15 protein-coding genes are annotated in these 18,129 nt (G+C 58.7%); 6 read left to right on the forward strand and 9 right to left on the reverse strand.

Annotated features, from left to right (window positions below; all coding sequences use genetic code 11):
• Positions 1-157: 157 nt before the first annotated feature.
• From E3374_RS14400 to E3374_RS14415, 4 genes are all read right to left on the reverse strand, one after another.
• Positions 158-604: a type II toxin-antitoxin system VapC family toxin gene (locus tag E3374_RS14400; RefSeq protein ID WP_136689658.1), complete on the reverse strand. Its 447-nt coding sequence runs from the start codon at positions 602-604 to the stop codon at positions 158-160.
• Positions 605-868 carry an AbrB/MazE/SpoVT family DNA-binding domain-containing protein gene (locus E3374_RS14405; RefSeq protein WP_136689659.1) on the reverse strand — a complete coding sequence of 88 codons (264 nt, stop codon included), beginning with the start codon at positions 866-868 and terminating at the stop codon, positions 605-607.
• A 110-nt stretch (positions 869-978) separates the two neighbouring features.
• On the reverse strand, positions 979-1,944 hold the full coding sequence (locus E3374_RS14410; RefSeq protein WP_248299499.1) for a DUF368 domain-containing protein: 966 nt from the start codon (positions 1,942-1,944) through the stop codon (positions 979-981).
• Positions 1,941-5,036 (reverse strand): oligosaccharyl transferase, archaeosortase A system-associated, encoded by a 3,096-nt coding sequence (locus E3374_RS14415; protein WP_136689660.1) that lies wholly within the window; start codon positions 5,034-5,036, stop codon positions 1,941-1,943. The genes E3374_RS14410 and E3374_RS14415 overlap by 4 nt, the downstream gene beginning before the upstream one ends.
• Positions 5,037-5,194: 158 nt before the next feature.
• Here E3374_RS14415 and aglG point away from each other — a divergent pair, with 158 nt between their 5' ends.
• The 3 genes from aglG (at position 5,195) to E3374_RS14430 (ending at position 8,674) form a co-directional block, all read left to right on the forward strand.
• A complete protein-coding gene (gene aglG / locus E3374_RS14420) occupies positions 5,195-6,130 on the forward strand; it encodes a glucosyl-dolichyl phosphate glucuronosyltransferase (RefSeq protein ID WP_136689661.1) in 936 nt (311 codons plus the stop codon).
• A gap of 36 nt (positions 6,131-6,166) precedes the next feature.
• On the forward strand, positions 6,167-7,294 hold the full coding sequence (locus E3374_RS14425; RefSeq protein ID WP_136689662.1) for a glycosyltransferase: 1,128 nt from the start codon (positions 6,167-6,169) through the stop codon (positions 7,292-7,294).
• Between the two features lie 324 nt (positions 7,295-7,618).
• Positions 7,619-8,674 (forward strand): glycosyltransferase, encoded by a 1,056-nt coding sequence (locus E3374_RS14430; RefSeq protein WP_136689663.1) that lies wholly within the window; start codon positions 7,619-7,621, stop codon positions 8,672-8,674.
• On the opposite strand, the gene E3374_RS14435 is transcribed toward E3374_RS14430, so the two are convergent.
• Positions 8,671-9,531: a glycosyltransferase family 2 protein gene (locus tag E3374_RS14435; RefSeq protein ID WP_136689664.1), complete on the reverse strand. Its 861-nt coding sequence runs from the start codon at positions 9,529-9,531 to the stop codon at positions 8,671-8,673. The genes E3374_RS14430 and E3374_RS14435 overlap by 4 nt on opposite strands.
• A gap of 347 nt (positions 9,532-9,878) precedes the next feature.
• On the opposite strand from E3374_RS14435, the gene E3374_RS14440 reads away from it, so the two are divergent.
• Together E3374_RS14440 and E3374_RS14445 are read left to right on the forward strand one after the other, a co-directional pair.
• Complete coding sequence (locus E3374_RS14440; protein ID WP_136689665.1) at positions 9,879-10,700, forward strand: alkaline phosphatase family protein; 822 nt, start codon at positions 9,879-9,881, stop codon at positions 10,698-10,700.
• Positions 10,701-10,903: 203 nt separating this feature from the next.
• Positions 10,904-12,346: an oligosaccharide flippase family protein gene (locus tag E3374_RS14445; RefSeq protein WP_136689666.1), complete on the forward strand. Its 1,443-nt coding sequence runs from the start codon at positions 10,904-10,906 to the stop codon at positions 12,344-12,346.
• Positions 12,347-12,446: 100 nt separating this feature from the next.
• Here E3374_RS14445 and E3374_RS14450 read toward each other — a convergent pair whose 3' ends face one another.
• The 3 genes from E3374_RS14450 to E3374_RS14460 form a co-directional block, all read right to left on the reverse strand.
• Complete coding sequence (locus tag E3374_RS14450; protein WP_136689667.1) at positions 12,447-13,826, reverse strand: sulfatase-like hydrolase/transferase; 1,380 nt, start codon at positions 13,824-13,826, stop codon at positions 12,447-12,449.
• Positions 13,827-14,304: 478 nt separating this feature from the next.
• A complete protein-coding gene (locus E3374_RS14455) occupies positions 14,305-14,964 on the reverse strand; it encodes an SAM-dependent methyltransferase (protein ID WP_169051867.1) in 660 nt (219 codons plus the stop codon).
• A gap of 150 nt (positions 14,965-15,114) precedes the next feature.
• Entirely contained in the window at positions 15,115-16,374 is a 1,260-nt protein-coding gene (locus E3374_RS14460; protein WP_136689669.1) for a glycosyltransferase 87 family protein, read from the reverse strand.
• A 225-nt stretch (positions 16,375-16,599) separates the two neighbouring features.
• Between E3374_RS14460 and aglJ the strand changes: the two genes are divergently transcribed.
• Entirely contained in the window at positions 16,600-17,646 is a 1,047-nt protein-coding gene (aglJ, locus tag E3374_RS14465) for an S-layer glycoprotein N-glycosyltransferase AglJ (RefSeq protein ID WP_136689670.1), read from the forward strand.
• 102 nt (positions 17,647-17,748) lie between these two features.
• Here the strand turns inward: aglJ and E3374_RS14470 are convergent, their stop codons facing one another.
• A complete protein-coding gene (locus E3374_RS14470) occupies positions 17,749-18,072 on the reverse strand; it encodes a DUF5789 family protein (protein ID WP_136689671.1) in 324 nt (107 codons plus the stop codon).
• Positions 18,073-18,129 lie beyond the last annotated feature (57 nt).

An 18,129-nucleotide genomic window follows, 5' to 3' on the forward strand; every position in this document is an offset into this window, starting at 1 on the left:
CGGTTCGCTATCGATCCGACGACACGACGCGGGAGGGGACTGTTCGAGCCGACCGGCGCGGGACGGCGTCTCGATAACCTGGGTCCGCCCGGTCGTCGGGAAAAGGCTTCGAGACGATCGGTACTGAGAACAGTCCGAAGACCGTTCCACCCAGTCCTCAAAAGCGGTGGAACTTCTTCAGAACGTCCTCGGGGACGGGGTTCGTGTATTCGAACGACTCGTCCTCGCAAAGTGCCTCGAAGTCACGATCGGTCGTGACGATCCGGTCCGCATTCGCTTCCCGGGCGATAGCGATGTAGAAGCAATCGTAGACGTCGTGGTTCTTCTCGGCGCTGATCTCGTAGGCTCGCTGGACTGTTCGCGTCTCGACAACCACGGACTCCAGGGGGTACTCCAACAGCGACGAGACCGCGTTCCGTGCCTCGACCGTCGAGAAGTCCAGATCTTCCAGGACCCACTGGACGCGGAGTGGAAGGTACCCGAACGACACCAGCGTGTGTTCACCTTGCAGCGCGGGCACGAGCTGCTCGGCAACGTATCTGTGTCCCGGATGGTCCTCGATCAACTGTATCGCGAGCGCGTTGACGTCGGGAACGAGCCGCATTTACCGTCCCCCGAACGTCGCCTCACCGGCGTCACGGAACGCATCCTCGGCCCATTCCTCGTCCGATTTACCCGCAGTGAGCGTCTGTAACTCGGGAAGGTCCCGAACGAGTCGAATATCTCCGCCCTCCCGGACGACAGTGAACTCGGTCCCGGCATCGATCTGTAGTGCCTCACGCAACTCCTTTGGGATCGTCAGTCGACCACGATCGTTGATCTCGACGCTCCCGTATTCCTCGGCTGGTGAATCCTCGGTACTGCTCATTCTTTCACCCCATATCAATCCATGTTCTTCGATCACCATATACCTTGGTGAGAGGATGAGTTTGATCTGAAAATGATGAAATCGAGTCTCTCCGTATCTGGCCGTGATCGTCAATACGTTAGCGACTGCGTGGAGTGATCAAGCGCGAGGACTGCGCCGGCCCCGATAGTTCCGGCCACGAGAACGCCAGCCAGCCACATCGGTCCTGCGTTCGCCGAGGCCCCGAGCACGTCGCCGGCCGGTTTCCGGAGGGAGCCGACCATCAGGGCGATCAGGAACGTCAGCGTCGCGGCCCTGTAGTTGTCCAGTGCCCATCGGATCAGCCGTGCGAACGCCAGTAGCCCGACCAGACCACCGACGCCCGCCACGGCGACTGTCGTCGCCGGCGCGAGCACCTCCTCGACGGTCCAGGTCCCGGTGACGAGTCCGATGAGTCCGTCGACGAACGCCTTGAGTTCCCCGGTGAAGTGTTCGTAGAGGCCAAAGAGGTACAGGAAGAACGCGCCCGAGACGCCGGGCAGGATCATCGCCGAGACCGCGATCGCCGCGGCACCGAAGACGATCGGAAGTATCGGATCGCCCCCGCCAGTGTCCCGCGTTGCCCCCGCAACGAGAAACGCGGTCCCGAACCCGACGACGCCGGCGGCGACGCGACCGGGAGAATCGAGCGCGAGTAACTCTCGAAGGACGACGGCGGAGGCCCCGATCAGCCCGAAGAAGAAGGCTCCCGTCAGCCCCGGAGCGGTCGTGATAGCCGTGTGCATGAGACGCGAGACGGCAACGATCGACGTCAGGACGCCCGTCCCCAGGACCACGAGGAACGGGATGTCCATGGCGAGGAGGTGACCCTTGAGAGACTGTCTCCCCTTCGTGCTGTGAATCCGGAGCAGATGTCTGGCCGCTCGCGGATCCAACGCGGCGACGGCCGCGATCAACCGCTCGTAGATGCCGGTGATGAACGCGATCGTCCCACCCGAGACGCCCGGGACCGAGTCGGCGGCCCCCATCGCGACGCCTTTCAGGTAGACGACGAACCACGCTCGAACACCCGGTCGATCCCGCTGTCGGTCCGTCACGGTTCGATCGGAACTGTCCCGCCCGGAGCCGTTTCGACGAACCGACGCTCGTCTATCGTGGCCGAGGGATCGGCGGGGAGCGACTCAGATCCGTCCGTACTGTTCCCGGACCCGTCAGTGCTGCCGTCTCCGTCCCCCGTCTCGCCCCCGTCTTCACCCTCGTCGCCGCCGATCTGTCCGAGTTGCTGTCGCTGCAGTTCGACAGTCACGGGCGACTCGTCCTCGCCGATCACCTGTGCCTCGGTGACGTTTGCCTGCCCCGTGTACTGGATCAGGTAGCCGGTCTCGTTGAAGCTACCGCCGACCGTGAACTGATACGGGCCCGTCGCGCGAACGCTAACGTTCGTGTACCCGTTCTCGGGACCCCAGTTCTCGTAGCCCTCGGTCGAGTAAGGGAGCGTCATCGAGAACTGCCCGTCCGGACCGGTCTCGGCCTGTTGCCGGTACCTGAACGTCTGGTTGCTGTTCGGTATCTCCATCTCGACGGACGCCGTGACGTTCGCGTTCGCCGGTCCCTCACCCTCGACGGTCGCCCCAGGTACGCGTTCGAAGACCTTCGTCCAGGCGGAGTACGGCTCCGCAAAGCTGGTCAGCTGTCGGGTATCCACACCCGACTGGAGCTGCTGGTTGCGCGCGAACTGGGCCAGCCCGGGTTGGCTCGCGATGAACGGGTTCTGACTCATGTCGTCGACCTGCACGAGCCGGTAGTGCTGGAGGGCAGGGACAGGTTCGCTGGGAATCTTCCCGAGACCACCGATCTGGGCCGTGCCGTCCTGCTCGACGAACTGTTCGGCGGCGGTCCGATTGTCGAACAGCCGCAGTGACTGTGCCGAACCGTTCTGGTTTCTGGCCGGGATGTGCCAGGTGGCCTGGCTTCCGTCGGTCAGTTCTACTTCCGTATCCTCCCAGTCGACGACCGGGATCTGACCGCTGGGCAGCGCGGTCCCCATCGCGTTGGTCGTCGAAGCCGCACTGCCGTGATAGCGGTACAGCCGGACGACCATCGTCTCGTAGTAGGCCTGCTTGTGAACGGTGAAGTACCTGCCTGTGAGGGAGGTTCCCCGCTGGGTCTGGGCGAGTCCGCGAACCCGCCGGAAGTACGTCGATTCGTCGACACCGTCGACGAAATTCGGCGGTGCGAAGAACTTCCCCCAGGCCATACCGGGGTACCCGCCGTGGGTCGTCGCCATCTTCCAGTCGACCATCACGTATCGAGTCTGGGCGTCGGTAGTCTCCTCGCTCACTACCTCGAGGGCGTCACTGGCCTGGGATTCGTTTTGCGCGATAAGGAACGATGCTGCTTGGCGTGCGTTCCCCTGGAACGGGTTTGCGACCGGGATCCGTTCCCCCTCCTGGGTTATCCAGTGCCCGTAGTCCCACCACGACAGCACGCCGTAGGCGCCATCCGGGTACTCGAAGTCGTCCGTGCGCTCGTAGGTTCCGTAGAAGTTCATCTGATCGGCGTTGCCGGCGCCGCCGTAGTTGCCGACTGCCGGCGTCTCGGTTTCCATGTACTCGAGGCTGCTCTGCCAGCCCTGGATACCACCGGGACCGTTCTGTGCGGAGCGATCGAGGGCGGTCGGAGCGAGAAAGACCATCGGGACGACGAGTGCCACGACCACACTGCCGACGACCAATAGCTGGTACGTTTCGACACCGTCGGTCTCGCTGAACGAACGCAGATACCGGAACAGTCGCGTGACGACAAGCGCCGTCATCGTCGCCGCCGGGACGGTCAAGTAGTACGCGAAGCGCTGCTGGGTGAACGTCGCGGCGACGAAGAGCACGAACCACAGGGCCACGAACAGGTACGCCGGGTCGAGTTCGTCGTCGGTGTACTGGTGGGCGAGCGCGAGCACGACGCCGATCCCCGCGATCAGTGGCGTGATCCCAAGCCAGGAGATCAACGTATCGGCCTGTCCGATGGGGAGCGGCTGGACTTCGCCGACGGTGACGGCCGACCCGGTGTGTGGATTGAAGGCGAACCCGACGAACCGGAGAAGCTGATCGACGAAGTACCAGAACACGTCCGGCAAGAGGACTGCGACGAGACCGACACCGACAATGAGACTGCCAAAGACGGTCACAGGATACTGCCAGGTGTCCAGATCTCGACTGTCCCAGACACGGGCTAACCAGGAGAGGGCACCGACCCACAGCACACCGGCGATCGCCAGGCCAGGCTGGACCAGCGAGGTTTCGGTCATCCCGAGTCCGACGGAATCCAAGCTGGCTAACGAGAGGAGGCCAGCGACGCCGAAGATAGTACCAGCGGCGATTCCGACGTGTTCGGGACTCTCACCGCGGAGATAGGCAAGCGGCAACTGGAGAGTTACATACACTCCGAGAATGCCGACGAGGAGGGTGCCCGGTGGCCAGACAGACATGTAGAGGGCGAGTGCCGCGCCCGCGATCGCACTCCATCCAAGCGGACGACGCAACGACTCCCAGTCCCGGTCGACGAAGAGTTCGTAGACCGGCTTCTCCCGTTGGGCGACGCGAAGGGCGATCAATATGGCAAGAACGGCGATCACCTGGAAGAAAACCTCCGCAACGTGATGGTCGGAGAACCCCACGAGGCTCCGTCGCAGCAGTTCACCGCCCGAGAGCGCGACCAGCACCGCGGCGATCACACCTCCGATCCGGTCGCCGACGTGTTTCCCCAGGTAATACGTCGGGACGACGATCGCCGCGCCGAAGACTGCCGGTGCGAAGAGATGGACCATCCGGATCAACTGATCGCTGGGGTTGCCCAGTCCGACGATCAGGGCAGCGGTGGCGATGAGCTGATCGTAAAACGTCCCGAACTGGCTGACTGACGTGCCGAAGGGGAATTCCGTCCAGGCGTCGAACGGCATCGTGTTCGGCCAGTTCGTGACCGTATAGGAGACTTGCCGCAGGTGATACCACGCGTCGTTACCACTGAAGAGGATATTGCCGTCGACGACGAAATTCTCCCACGTTCGCGCCCGCAGCCAGAACATGAAGCCGAACAGGCCGACAACGACGAAGACGTGATACCACGTCGACAGCCAGTCGACCGCCCGTCCAGCGACCGAATCGTCGGTGAACCGCTCGTCCAGCACACTCATCTATCGAAGACCCTCCGTAGACTCATTAGGCGTGGAAACTGCCAACGCGCGCATAAGCCTTATGAAGTCCCCGGATGGTCATATCGAGGGTTGGATCGATAGACCGCCTGGATCGTCGAAAGCCAACCATTATCTCGTAGACTGGCCCATCACAGTACATGCGTGTCTCCGTCGTCCTCTGTACGCACACGCTCGACCGTTACGACGATTTCACCGAAGCGGCCGAGAGCGTCCAGTCCCAAACGTACGACGACGTAGAGTTGGTACTCGTCAGCGACGGCAGCGATGCGGTTTTCGAACAGTTCCGGACTGATTTCGGCGAGGACGACGACGTAACGCTCGTCAGGCTTACGGAGAATCAGGGCTTGCTCAAGGCCCGAAACGCTGGGGCCGAGGCGGCCTCCGGCGAGGTAGTCGCCTTCCTCGACGACGACGCGATTGCCGCACCTGACTGGATCGAGCGACTCGTCAGAGGATACGAGGAAAAGAATGCACTCGCAGTCGGCGGCAAAATGGTACCGCAATGGGTAGCTGGCAAGCCCGACTATCTGCCCGAGGAGTTCTACTGGCTCGTTGGAGTAACCCATCGCGGGTTCGGGCCTGACGGTGACAGGGATGCGGTTGGCGAGGTGCGCAACACGTTCGGATCGAACATCTCCTTTCGGCGTGACGTCTTTCTAGAACTCGCCGGGTTCGATACCGAGATCGGGGGTCGCCAGGGTGACGCTAATCTCCAGGGCGGCGAAACTGAATTATGTGCGCGTTTACGGCAGAAGCACGGGCAGAGCGTCTGGTACAATCCGCGGGCCGAAGTCGCACACAAGGTCTTCGAATACCGGACTGATCCGAAGTGGTTGCTCGATCGAGCATTCTGGCAGGGGTACTCGAAGCGAGCGATGGAAGTCCTTATTGGAGAGTCGAGTGACGAAGAATCGGACTTTCTCGGGGCATTATTCGGGGAATACACTCCGGACCGTATCGCTGAACTTCTCAAGGACCCTTCAGTCGAGAAAGGGGTACAGCTGTTGATGCTCTTCGTGTTGACAGCCGTGGTTGGAACAGGCTACCTCTATGGGATGACGAAGTATCGCTGACGACAGACTTTTTGATCGACCGGTACAGATCAGGATATGGCCGATCTCTCGATTGAGGACCTCAATATCGCTATTGCCCACTGGCACGTCAACACGTGGGGAGGGGCCGAGTACCTCGTGACCCAGATGGCCGACGCGCTTGACGTGAACACGATCTATACTATGGGAACGCCGTCACCGGATACCCCCAATCCGTATGGTGAGGTGTCCTTCCACGATGTCTTGCCGTCGCTGTCCCCATGGCCGTTGCGTCGTCTCCAGAGCCGCGCGGATCGGGTCTTCGAATACGCGCTGTGGGAAGACATCGACTGGCGTGATTTCGGCGATCCCGACGTGTTGATCACGTCAGGCTCGACGACCCGGGCAGTCATCACGCCGGACGACACGCTGCATTTGAACTACTGCCACTCCCCTCCGCGGTGGTTTTACGACCTCTATCACGATCGGAAGGATTCGATCGTCGGACAGCTCGCCCGACCGCTCATCAGACATCTCCGAACGCGGGACGTGGCGATCGATCCGCGTGTCGACCACTACCTGGCGAACAGTCCCGTGGTGGCCCGTCGACTCCGGAAATATTACGAACGGGATTCGACAGTCGTCTATCCTCCTGTCGATCTTGAGGCATGTTACGTCGGTGAAGACGAAGGGTACTACCTCCACCTCGGTCGACTCGATGAGGAAAAAGGCGTTCCCGAGATTGTCGAGGCGTTCGACGGGACGGACCATCGAATCGTCTTCGCCGGCGGCGAAGGTGACGTCGAACACTCCGTTCTCGACCGCATCCACCGCGCCGAGAATATGGAGTACCACGGTTTCGTTCCGGAGTCCGAGAAGTACGACCTGCTGGCCAACTGTCGTGCAGTTGTATTCAATGGGCGCAACGAGGACTTCGGTATTGTCCCAATCGAGGCCAACGCCAGCGGCAAGGCCGTGCTGGCTCGGGACGAAGGATTCCCCGAGATGTACGTCACTGATGGGGAAAACGGGTATACGCACGACGGGTCTTCGGGCGACATTCGATCGGCGATACGGCGCCTGGAAAACGAAGAGGTAACCATTGAACCTGCCAGGATAGACGATCAATTCGGTAGTGGTCGTTTTGAAACACGATTGCGGAAGTCGATCGACAACCAGTTGTCGGCGTTCTATTGGAGAGGCTAACACAGGCTATTGTGCCACTGGTTCCCTGTATCATGAACAGAATTGCTTGCGATGGCCCCACACCTATGCCAGAGAAGGGATATACACATCGTTCGCTTCCAAATACATATTGGCAGAACCCTTATTATGCTATGAGCGGAATCTCATGGACGGTGATACAACGTATCGCTGTATCGGACACCGACCGCGATGCTCCGGGGCGTGGTGGGGGGGCCGCGGAACAACCCTCAACTCCGCTCGGCGGTCTGATCCGTGTGAGCGATCGATTCGACGGATTCGAACCGAACAGGGTCTGCAGACCATGACCGGGGAGGTGATCGGTTGATGTCCCTACCCAAGGTGACGATGATTGCGACGGCCGAGAGGGAGGACTGCGGGATCGAAACGTATACGTCGTCTCTACAGTCATCCATGGACGTTGACATCGAGCGATTCGGGGTCCCACTCCGGTCGCGGAACCCGCTGGACTACATCCGCCGTGGCATCGCTATCTTCCGCGATGACAGCGACACTATTCACCTCCAGCACGAATACGGAATTTACGGCCCGAAATCGGTCTGGAGTTGGCCGTTTCTGCTGGCGATCTGGGCGAAACGAAAGATCGACGACGTCACCGTAATCACTACCTTCCATAGCGCGTGGTCCGACGACACGGTCGATCCGCCGCTGGAGAACCTGAAACGGATCTACGTCACCGCGAACAACCGACTGCTCGCGGCGATCACGGACGAAGGCCTCTTTCTCTCCGAGGAGACGCTAGAGGAGTTCCGGAAGACAGCCGACGTGAACGCACGGGTGATCCCGCACGGCGTACAGACTGACGTCCGTCACACCGACGAGGCGGAAGCGAAACGGCACTTCGGCGTCGATCCAGACGAGACACTCGTTGTCGGACCGGGTTACGTCCGTCCCCAAAAGGGATTCGAAGACGTAGTGGAGATGGCCCGGGAGTCCAACAAGTACACGTTCATGATCGGTGGCGGCGCCCAGGACGACTCCCACCGGAGCTACGCCGACGGTATCCGTCGACGGATTCCGGACGGCATGCAGATGACCGGGGTCTTGGACGAAGATGACTTCCACAGGCTGTTTAGTGCCATGGACGTCGCCGTACTGCCGTACAATGTCGTTACCCAGAGCGGGATCATCAACTGGTGTGTCGCGTACGACGTCCCGGTGGTCACCTCGGACCTTGATCGGTTCAAGCAGCTAGAATCCGAGTATGGCTTCCCGTTGACCTATCCGAAGGGCGATATCCAGGCAGGACTCACCACGGTGGGTGAGGCATTGGAGCGGGATTTCACTGACGAGATCGAGCGCTATCGGAGCGAACACTCGATGAGTAGAGTGGCGGAGGTCCACAAGGACCTCTACAGTTAGCTGAGCCTTCTGAGAATTTCTGCTCTGTAGGCCGGGAGAAACGTGATGAGCAGTAGGACAGCCGACTTGATGTCACCCTCCCGTATGTTTCTGAGGAGAACGTCACGGTGCGGACGCTTAGAAAGTTCAATACTTTGACGTGATAGAGATCGTCGCTCGACGATCCGTCGGTCGTCGGAGGACGCCTCGATCTCGGGGAGTTGCTCTTCCAGTGAATCTATCGCTTTCATCCGGTTGCGGTACATCATTTCCACATCGGAGCTCAGCGAGCGGTCCCGCATCCGAACGTGGGTTAGCGCCTCCGGAATGTGTGCTACTGTGGCAGCGTCACGGAGCACACGGGTCCACAGGTGGTAGTCCTCGCCACCACTGATATCACTGGGAAACTGTTTATCATCGACTACATCGGCTGTTACGACGATCGAGGATGTTGCAATGTTTCCAGTGATACCGTCGTTCACGAAGAAGTCTACGTGAGGATCCTCAGAGTCTAGTAACATGGCTGGTCGAAACTCCGTGGTGTCCCCAGTATGTTCGATCACGTCGGTGTAGACGAAATCTGCATCCGCTTCGACACATCGTGAAAGTTTCTCCTCCGTGAACCAATCATCCGCATCCAGGAAGGCGATGTACTCACCCGAAGCCGCACGCATCCCGGCGTTCCTGGCTGCCGAGACACCACGCGGCGCTTGATGGATGTATGTATCGGCACGCGACTTGACGTGATCCTCACCAGAACTGTCCACGATAACCCACTCGACATCGTCGTACGTCTGGGCTTGGATGCTCTCTGCGGCCCTGTCGAGCAGGTGGTGATCGTCGTAGACTGGAGTGACGACGGAGACTGTCTGTGACATTTCTCTTGATCCGGCACCCACTGTTCATTTCGCCGTGATTAGAAAAGTATCTATTGACTCAGTACTTACTTCCCTCACAATCGTGATTAGAAAGCCGCGACGTAATAGGGTGATCGTATGAAACTCTCCTACGCAGTGAACGAGACGTCAAAGAACGTGAAGCAGCGTGAGTGCTGGCGGAGCGGGATGATGGTGCACGTCGTCGGGACTGAATCATGAAGGTAAGATACGCACTTGAACAGATACGGAAGCACTGGAGGGATCCTGGGTGGTGGCACACGCGATTCGTTTCCCGCGTCGCTGGGCCGGCTATCGGGAAGATACACAGGCAAAGTGGTATCAACTACATGGACCAAGACTGGGACAATCTCCTCATTCTCGATGCCTGCCGCGCGGATATGTTCGAGGATACCATCGGCATCGACCAGTTCGACAAGTACGAACGCGTCGTCTCACCGGGATCGTCTAGTCCGGAATGGATGGAAGCAACCTTCACTGGTCGAAAGTTTCCCGATACGGTTTATCTTTCGGGTAATCCCTGGATTGCCAAGACTGCCTCGGACAACTTCCACGACCTCGTCAATATCTGGGTCGACGACTTCGACGTCGACGAGTCGGAACTCAAGAGTAACATCGTCCTTGGGGAAGTCGACAGTGCTGAGAACGGGACTGTCCACCCCGATAGGGTTAACGAGGTTGCCCGCCAGATGCACGAACAGTATCCCAACAAACGGCTCATCGTTCACTATTTCCAGCCCCATGCGCCAGTCTGTGGGAACGCCGATGGTACACGACGTGAAGAAATAGACGACGACCTCCATCCCGGTGCCATCCGCGAGGGAAAAGTCACACGGGAAGAGGTCTGGGAAGCCTATGAGGAGAACCTCCAGTACGTCTACCACTACGCGACACAGCTAGCCGAGGAACTTAGTGGACGGTCGATATTCACCGCAGACCATGGCGAACTATTCGGAGAGTGGCTATGTCCCTTCCCCATCCGAGGCTACATGCATCCGTCGAGAGTACGGCATCCGGATCTGGTGACAGTCCCGTGGGCCGTCTCGGAACACGGCCAGCGTCGGCGAGTCGAGACGGGTTCGGTCACGTCGGTCGAAACCGACGAAGAGGTCGTCGACGAACGACTCCGCGGCCTCGGGTACAAGGTATGAATTCCCGGAAGGAAAGACCGACGCACTTCGTCGTCGGATTCCCGACGTACGACAACGCAGACACAAACGAGCGTACAATCGAAATATTCGAAGATAAGGCTGTATCGCCGACGAAACGGTCTGTACTACCGGTACGGACCAGTGACTGTATAGCCTCTGAGAAACGGCCGTTATAGCGGTTCTGATGGACCGAATGTGAACCAATGAGTGACAAAGAAGTCGGTGATACTGAGTTCGGGTTGCAGGTGAGTCTTGGGTTCGTCGGTGAGGTTGTGACGGCCGTTGTCGGTCTCGCCGGTTCTGTGATTCTCGCCCGTACGCTTGGCCCAAGCGGATACGGTCTCTTCTACGTCGCCCTCGCTGTCTCTAACTTCTTCGAAAATCCCGTCAACGGCTGGGCCGCGGCCTGCAAGAAACGTCTTACCGAAACGAGCTTCGACGAACACGAGGCGATAGGATCAGTGCTCCTGACAGTGACGGTAACAGCCGTATTCGGTGCCCCGCTCGCGTTCGTCGTGCTAACGTTGGTAAGTGAAAATGCGTTGCTTCCGTTAGCAGTCCCTGTTCTGCTCGTTCCGATGTCTGCATATCGAGCACTGAAGACCATCCTCACTGGTCGTGAGAACTTCTCGCTATCTACATGGTCGAAAGTCGTCCGAACGATACTCAAAGTGTTCTTACAGGTCGGATTCGTCCTCCTCGGGCTAGAGGTCTGGGGGATGATCGCTGGGACGGCGTTCGCCGCCCTCCTGACGATTCCGCTGATCTATCGATGGATAAACGTCCGGCCGAGAAGGCCTTCAGTCGATTCACTTCGATCGATCATGACGTTTGCCAAGTGGTCGATTCCAAATGGACTTGTCAGCACCACTCTTTCGAAGATGGACATCGTCCTGCTGGGGTGGCTGGCAACCGCGAGTGCCGCTGGGGACTACCGCGTCTCACTGTCGCTTTCGATGCCCGCTATCTTCCTCTCGGGAGTCATCACGACGGGTCTGATGGGGCGAATATCGAATCTTGAATCCCGTGGGGAGGGGTGGAATACTGATCTCCGGAACGCACTGTCGTTTAGCAGTATCCTGGCGATACCCCTCTTTATTGGGAGCGTCGTACTCGGCGAAACCATTGTCGTGACTGTCTACAGCAACCAGTACGCTGGGGCAGGACTCTTCCTTGCCGGTCTCACACTGTACCAGTTACTGGTCACGCAAACGACACCGCGGACCTCGGTCATCCATGGGCTCAACCGACCCGGAACGAACTTTCGTATCTCCTTGACTGGGCTCGTGTTGAACGTGAGTCTTGGCATCAGCCTCCTGTACCTGTACGGACCGATAGGCATTGTCGTCGCGACGGTCTTGACACAAACGTTCGTATATCTGAGCCGGACCTACGTCGTCACGAAGCTGACTGACAGGCCGATTCTGATTACTCGACCGTTCCTCGAACAAGCCGGAGCTGGAATGGTGATGGGTGCAATTGTATGGGGCAGTCGCCAGCTATTCACTCTCAACCAGTGGTACAAGGTGGTGGGGCTTGTCGGTGTGGGTGGACTTGTTTACGTGGTAGTGTTGCTGACTGTTTCGCCGACTCTTCGAGTGACCGCCTCTGGAATCTTCTCGGACTTTCTAGAACGGTACAAGTAGACACGACGCTCGGTGATTGGTATGCCCCCAAATTCCAGGAGAATACGCGCGATAGATGGGTATATGGATTCGACTGGCTCAGTCAGGTTCGAGTATAGAATTACATATAGCCAAGATCTTCCAGCCGATCCCGGGTACGATCGTCGACAGCGTCGGCAAGTCGGCCACCACCGGAAGTGGCCTCTCTCCTTGCGGTTTCAAGATCCGTGACGTACTCGTCGGACACAGACGAGGGGATCTTCGCCTCGTCGTCGATACGGTGTTCAGTGCTCCGTTCGACGCGATACCGGTGGCGTGCGCCAGTTGTATCCCACTCGTAGGAATCACAGTCAGTATACGCGACTCGAATACCGCGGTTCCAGAACTCGCGACGCTGCTCGGGCGGATGAACGTCACCGAGGCGTTCCGTCGGAGCGATCTTGCGCTCCAGTGATATCCGTTCTCCGTTCACGATTCCGGAGACCAACACGTCTATATCGAGCAACGAGACCACCTCTTGGAGAGTGCCCATCTCCAACGCCTTCGGCGGATTGATTACCTCTAGGGGAACGTGGGTGATCGCTGCGGAGGGTATCTTGTGACCCAACGTTCGTTCTGACTCACGACCCAATTCTTCCCCGTGATCAGCAGTGACGATCACAGTGGTATCCTCGGCAGTTGCCTCACGAAGGCGATCCAAAAAATGACAAACCCGTCGGTCAAGATATTCTACGGCACAGCCGTACAGTTCGGAAAACCGGTCTAGATACTGCGGGAACTGTTCCAGCCCACGATTGTTCACCTCCCAAACGCTGTGTTTGCGCGATGTCCAAGAAAGTGAAACGCTCGTATCGTATGACCGGAGTCTCTCGTGAGGGGCGTGAGCATCAACGAGGTTGATGAACAGAAAGAACGGTTCCTCACGAGTCGCAAGTCGACGACCGGCCCGAAGTGTCGCTCGCGCCCCGTAGTCCCCCAGTCGGGGAACAGGCCGGCCCAGGGTGGCGTTGTTCATTTTCAAATACATAGCATTGGCGAGACTGGGGGTCAGAGACGACTCTCGGAGGGCCTCACCGAGATACGCGAGATGGCGACTGATTGCAGGACCGTCATATTCTTGAATGAACTCCGCCGTGTCGATTCCGCCCGGGAGAAGGTCCTCCATCCCGTGAAGGTGGGCGAAGTCATCGAACCACGCATCGAAACTGAACCGTTCCGAGAGAAAACTGTTTGCGCTGGCCCCTACGTGGCGGTGAGGTAGATCCGAGAGAAATGTATCCTCACGGGAAAGGGCGCGGTAATCGGGATTATGTGCATGAACACCGTGCTGGTGGGGAAGGCGACCGGTGAACATCGAGGCGTGGCTCGGAACAGTCCACGAACTGGGGGCGTAGGCCCGTTCAAACGAGAGCGTTGACCGCTCACGGATACCGCTAGCCCGCTCGTCGAATACGTCTTTCCGGACAGTATCCAGCACGAGCAGGACGACGTTGCGATTCATCGGTACGGTATGGACTCCTGAGTGAACGGTTATGACCTTGACGGATACTGGGACCTAGGGAATTGTACGACGACATTGTAGACTGTGTCGGATATGTTGGCCCGGCGATCGACAGATTTTCTCGCAGCTGTGGACGGGAAGCGGCTAGAAAACGTCTAGTTCGGTATGTGATAGGCAGAGATACGACTCGACGAAGGACCGTTCCCCACGTGTCACGGCGGACGCACAGCGTCCGAAAGCGTCCCAGCATGGCACAAAGAGTCGTACCAATGTGGCAGTCTGTTGCGTTCTCCTCCCACGCTACGCTTCCTGCTCGTGCTCCCTCGCGTGTCCGAGTATGTCAGAGCCACAACTCGACATCATCGACTGTGCCCCTCACGCTATGGCTGACATCCTCTCCGGCACTCACCCTTCTCCTCTCACGACCATTGTTGGTGAGTGTAGCGATACGAGGTTCGTAATTCCCTCCCCCGGAGCATCACTGTTGTCTCTCTGATCGTTCCCGGGTTGCCACAACTGCCATATTATCTTCGTCGGGAGATGTTTCCGTAGAGGTCGGGCGAACGTTTTGGACTGTAAAGCCCAGAGCTGCAAGTCGATCGCGGACCCATTCGGTCGGCACACCGTGCATCCCGTGTGACTCAATCACCACTGCGTCGGGGACAGTATCTGGTGTGAGTCCATTGAGGATCGGCCGTTCACCTCCGTCACAGTCAGTAATGAGCACATCATGGTCGGGAAGTTCCTCGACTGAGAGTCGTTTCGGCTCCCCCATTTTCCCCCAGACCATGTCTCCGCCTTCAACCAGTCCGTGAGTGACTGATGTCCACTCGTCCACGTCGTTGAGTTCCACGGTTTCTCGAGCCCACGACACGCGGTCTTTCCCCGCTTCGAAGCCGTAGACTCTCCCGTGTCGGGTCGTTTCTCTGGCCGCTCGAACAGTCAATACGCCCATTCCGGAGCCTATCTCAACGACAGTGTCACATGGATCGACGACTCGGGCAATCCCTTCTACCATCCCCGGTTTGTGAGCCCAGTTTTCGTCCGTCGCGTCAAGCAGTTTCGGGTGACGAACGGCGACGCCATTGAATACCCCGATTTTTCGCGGGAGATGTGGCCGGAGGAGTCGGTCGTACAACTGCTGAACGAGTAACATAGAACAATAGACGATGTATCGGGTGAATAAAATTTTTGGGATCCATTACCGCCTGCGGTGGCGTCAGTACACACGTCTGAGAGCTATCAAACACAGGGAATACCGCGGCCGAAACGCCTACGCGAAGCGCTTTCATCCACGAGTCGGGACGACCTTTCGGAGTCGCTCCGTCCGTTCACTCTCTCGGCCACGGATGCAAGCCTTGAGCAGACATCCCAGATACAGTATCACCAATCCGTACATCGGCATTGTTGCGAAAGACAACACCGGTTCTCCCACCAGCATGACAACGTCGGAAACACCGAACAGTTCACTTACGGCACGGAGTTCAGTTCTGCCGAAGTTGTAGCTGAGTACGATAGTTCCGAGAGCGTAAAGGGCCTGAACCGTCCGATGTCGTTCAACGTAAAGCAATACGAGTAGCGGAGCGTAGATGATGTACGTGTCCAGATCTTGTGACGTCGGCATCACGAACCAGACGCCAAGAATCGTGACTAGCAACAGCGTCGCACGGTCGCTCAACGAGTCGGCAGGGACGAGGTAGTATACGATCAACGTGATACAGACGACAACAACGAGAATCACAGGGGTCCACACCGCCGGGTCCACGTTCGGAAACACCTGACTGAGTGCACGGAGGGGCGTCACCGCCTCGTTGTCGGGACTTGCCCCACCGCTAAACTGATCGTAGCGGACGCGACTCGTGCCTGCAACAGTGAAAAACCGCCGATACGCGTCGAAACCGAAAACGAGTACTCCGAGTAACGTCGCACTGACTCCGGTCAGAATCGCTGCACCAACGGCTCGCCAGCGACGGACTCGTACCAGATACGCCCCCCAGAACGCTGGATATCCCTTCACGATCGCTGCCAGTGCCCATAGTGAACCACCGTCATCGTAGTCCGATTCGATCAACAGCCAGCCCATACCGAGGAAGGTCGCGAAGACGCCGACGAACGACGCGTTGATCACGTTGACGATCGGATACACACTCAGAGACGCGAACCCGAAGATCGCGATCCGGTCCAGTCGCTGGAGGTCGATCCGTCGACCGAGAAACCGCACGAGAGCATACGCATAGCCCACAGTGACAACGATACTCAACCCACGATGGACGAATAGAGCCGACTGGTACTCGAACAGGAGTGCATATGGGTAAAAATACAAAAGGGATGCCGGTGTGTACGTCCACAATCCATGTCCAGTTTCGTAGACAACTTGGCCGGACATGCTCTTCTCCGCCGCGAAGTAAAACACGTCGAACGTCGTCGGCGGGTTCGGGCGCAACAGAGCGAAGAATACGGCAGTAAGAACCCCTGCGACGATTCCAGCGAACAACGCCGTACTCGCCCGTCGTCTCCGACTCGACAATATCATTTTGAGACCCATCATCAATTTCTGTCCAACAGCTCACATAATGATTGTGGTTCAGTAATCACTGGTGCTCTGATCATGTATCTACCGTTTTCATGTGCTCGTTTTCAACCATGCACACCACAACCACGACACACTTCTCGTACATAAACTTCTAAAGGAACCCGAGACGACCGAGGATATCTTCTTGCCCGGAAAACAATTCCCGCACACTTTTCCACCCCGCCGACACACAAACCCACAATGGCGGGCTACGACGATGTCTGCGTCCTGATCCCGACTTACAACGAGGCGGGAGCGATAGCCGACGTCGTCGAGGGTTTCCACGACGAGGGTCTCGAGAACGTCCTCGTCATTGACGGGGGCTCCGACGACCACACGCGGGACATCGCCGCCAAACACGGGGCACGCGTCGTCCAGCAGTCGGGCTCGGGCAAGGGTCAGGCCGTTCGAGAGGCCATCCGGCTCATCGACGAACCGTACATCCTCATGGTGGACGGCGACGGCACGTACCGACCGGAAGATGCACACGCTCTCCTCAAACCGCTCCTCGCGGGCGAAGCCGACCACGTGATCGGTAACCGCTTCGCGGACATGGGACCGGGGGCAATGACGCGACTCAACCGCGTCGGCAACCGTCTCATCAATCGCGCGTTCGCTCGCATCCACGGGCGGGACCTCCAGGACATCCTCTCGGGCTACCGGGCATTCACCCGCGAATCGGTCGACCGTTTCGGCCTCACGTCGGAGGGGTTCGGGATCGAGACGGAACTCGCAGTCGAGTGCGTCAAACACAACGTCACGACGGCTGTCGTGCCGATCCGCTACGAGTCCCGGCCCGACGAGACCGAGACGAATCTGCGCCCATTCCGAGACGGCAGCGTGATCCTCCTGACGCTGTACCGGATGGCCAAGACGAACAACCCCCTCTTTTACTTCGGGAGCGTCGGCATCGCGAGTCTGTTCGCGGGCGCCGGCCTCGGAGTGTATGTCGTCGTCGAGTGGGTCACGCGTGGGATATCACACAACGTCCTCGCACTGGTCGGTGGGATCGCAGTCATCTTCGGTGTTCAGTTGCTCATGTTCGGCACTCTCTCGGATATGATCGTCAAGCTCCACCGCGAACAGATGCACCAACTCGATCGGGCGTTGACCGACGATCGAGACGGGTCTACGAGTGACGGACTCGAACAGGAACCCGGACGACCGATCGAGTACGGGAGAGGCGAGGAGACGCCGACCGTCTCGAAGACAGAAGCCAGCGAGCATCGGGAAACCGACGAGGTGTGAACGGCTCATCGTTGGTCTCGCTGTCACGAGACGTCGGTGGCATGGGGGAGCCGACGTGGACGCGAGACAGATCCGAAAAGACCTGAATGCGACCAATCGTCCTCAGAAGGGGAACATCGCTCGCAGTTGACCGAGCAGGCCGCTGGGATTTTGGGCACGCTTTCGCTCGAAGACCGGGTGTGCAGCGTTCAGCAGTTCCTGTTCGCTCTCGAAGGACTGACGATCGACCTCCGTGAGGACCTCCCGGAGCGTTACCGTGCTCCCGGAGGCGTTGTACGGCACTTCGAGGTCGCCGTACTCGGATCGCAACTGCTCGCTCGTGGCCGGGAACGAGACGTTCTCCATGCGAGCGTCGAGCGCCGGAATGCCGAACTCGATGACGTCGGGTTCGCTGAGATCATCGTCGGCTGGTGGACGCACTCCCATCAGGTATACAGACGGCCCCCCTCCCTGTAAAATCCTGTGGGCCGCGATCGCCGTCAG

This window comes from Halorhabdus amylolytica, assembly GCF_004944975.1.
Lineage (GTDB): Archaea > Halobacteriota > Halobacteria > Halobacteriales > Haloarculaceae > Halorhabdus > Halorhabdus amylolytica.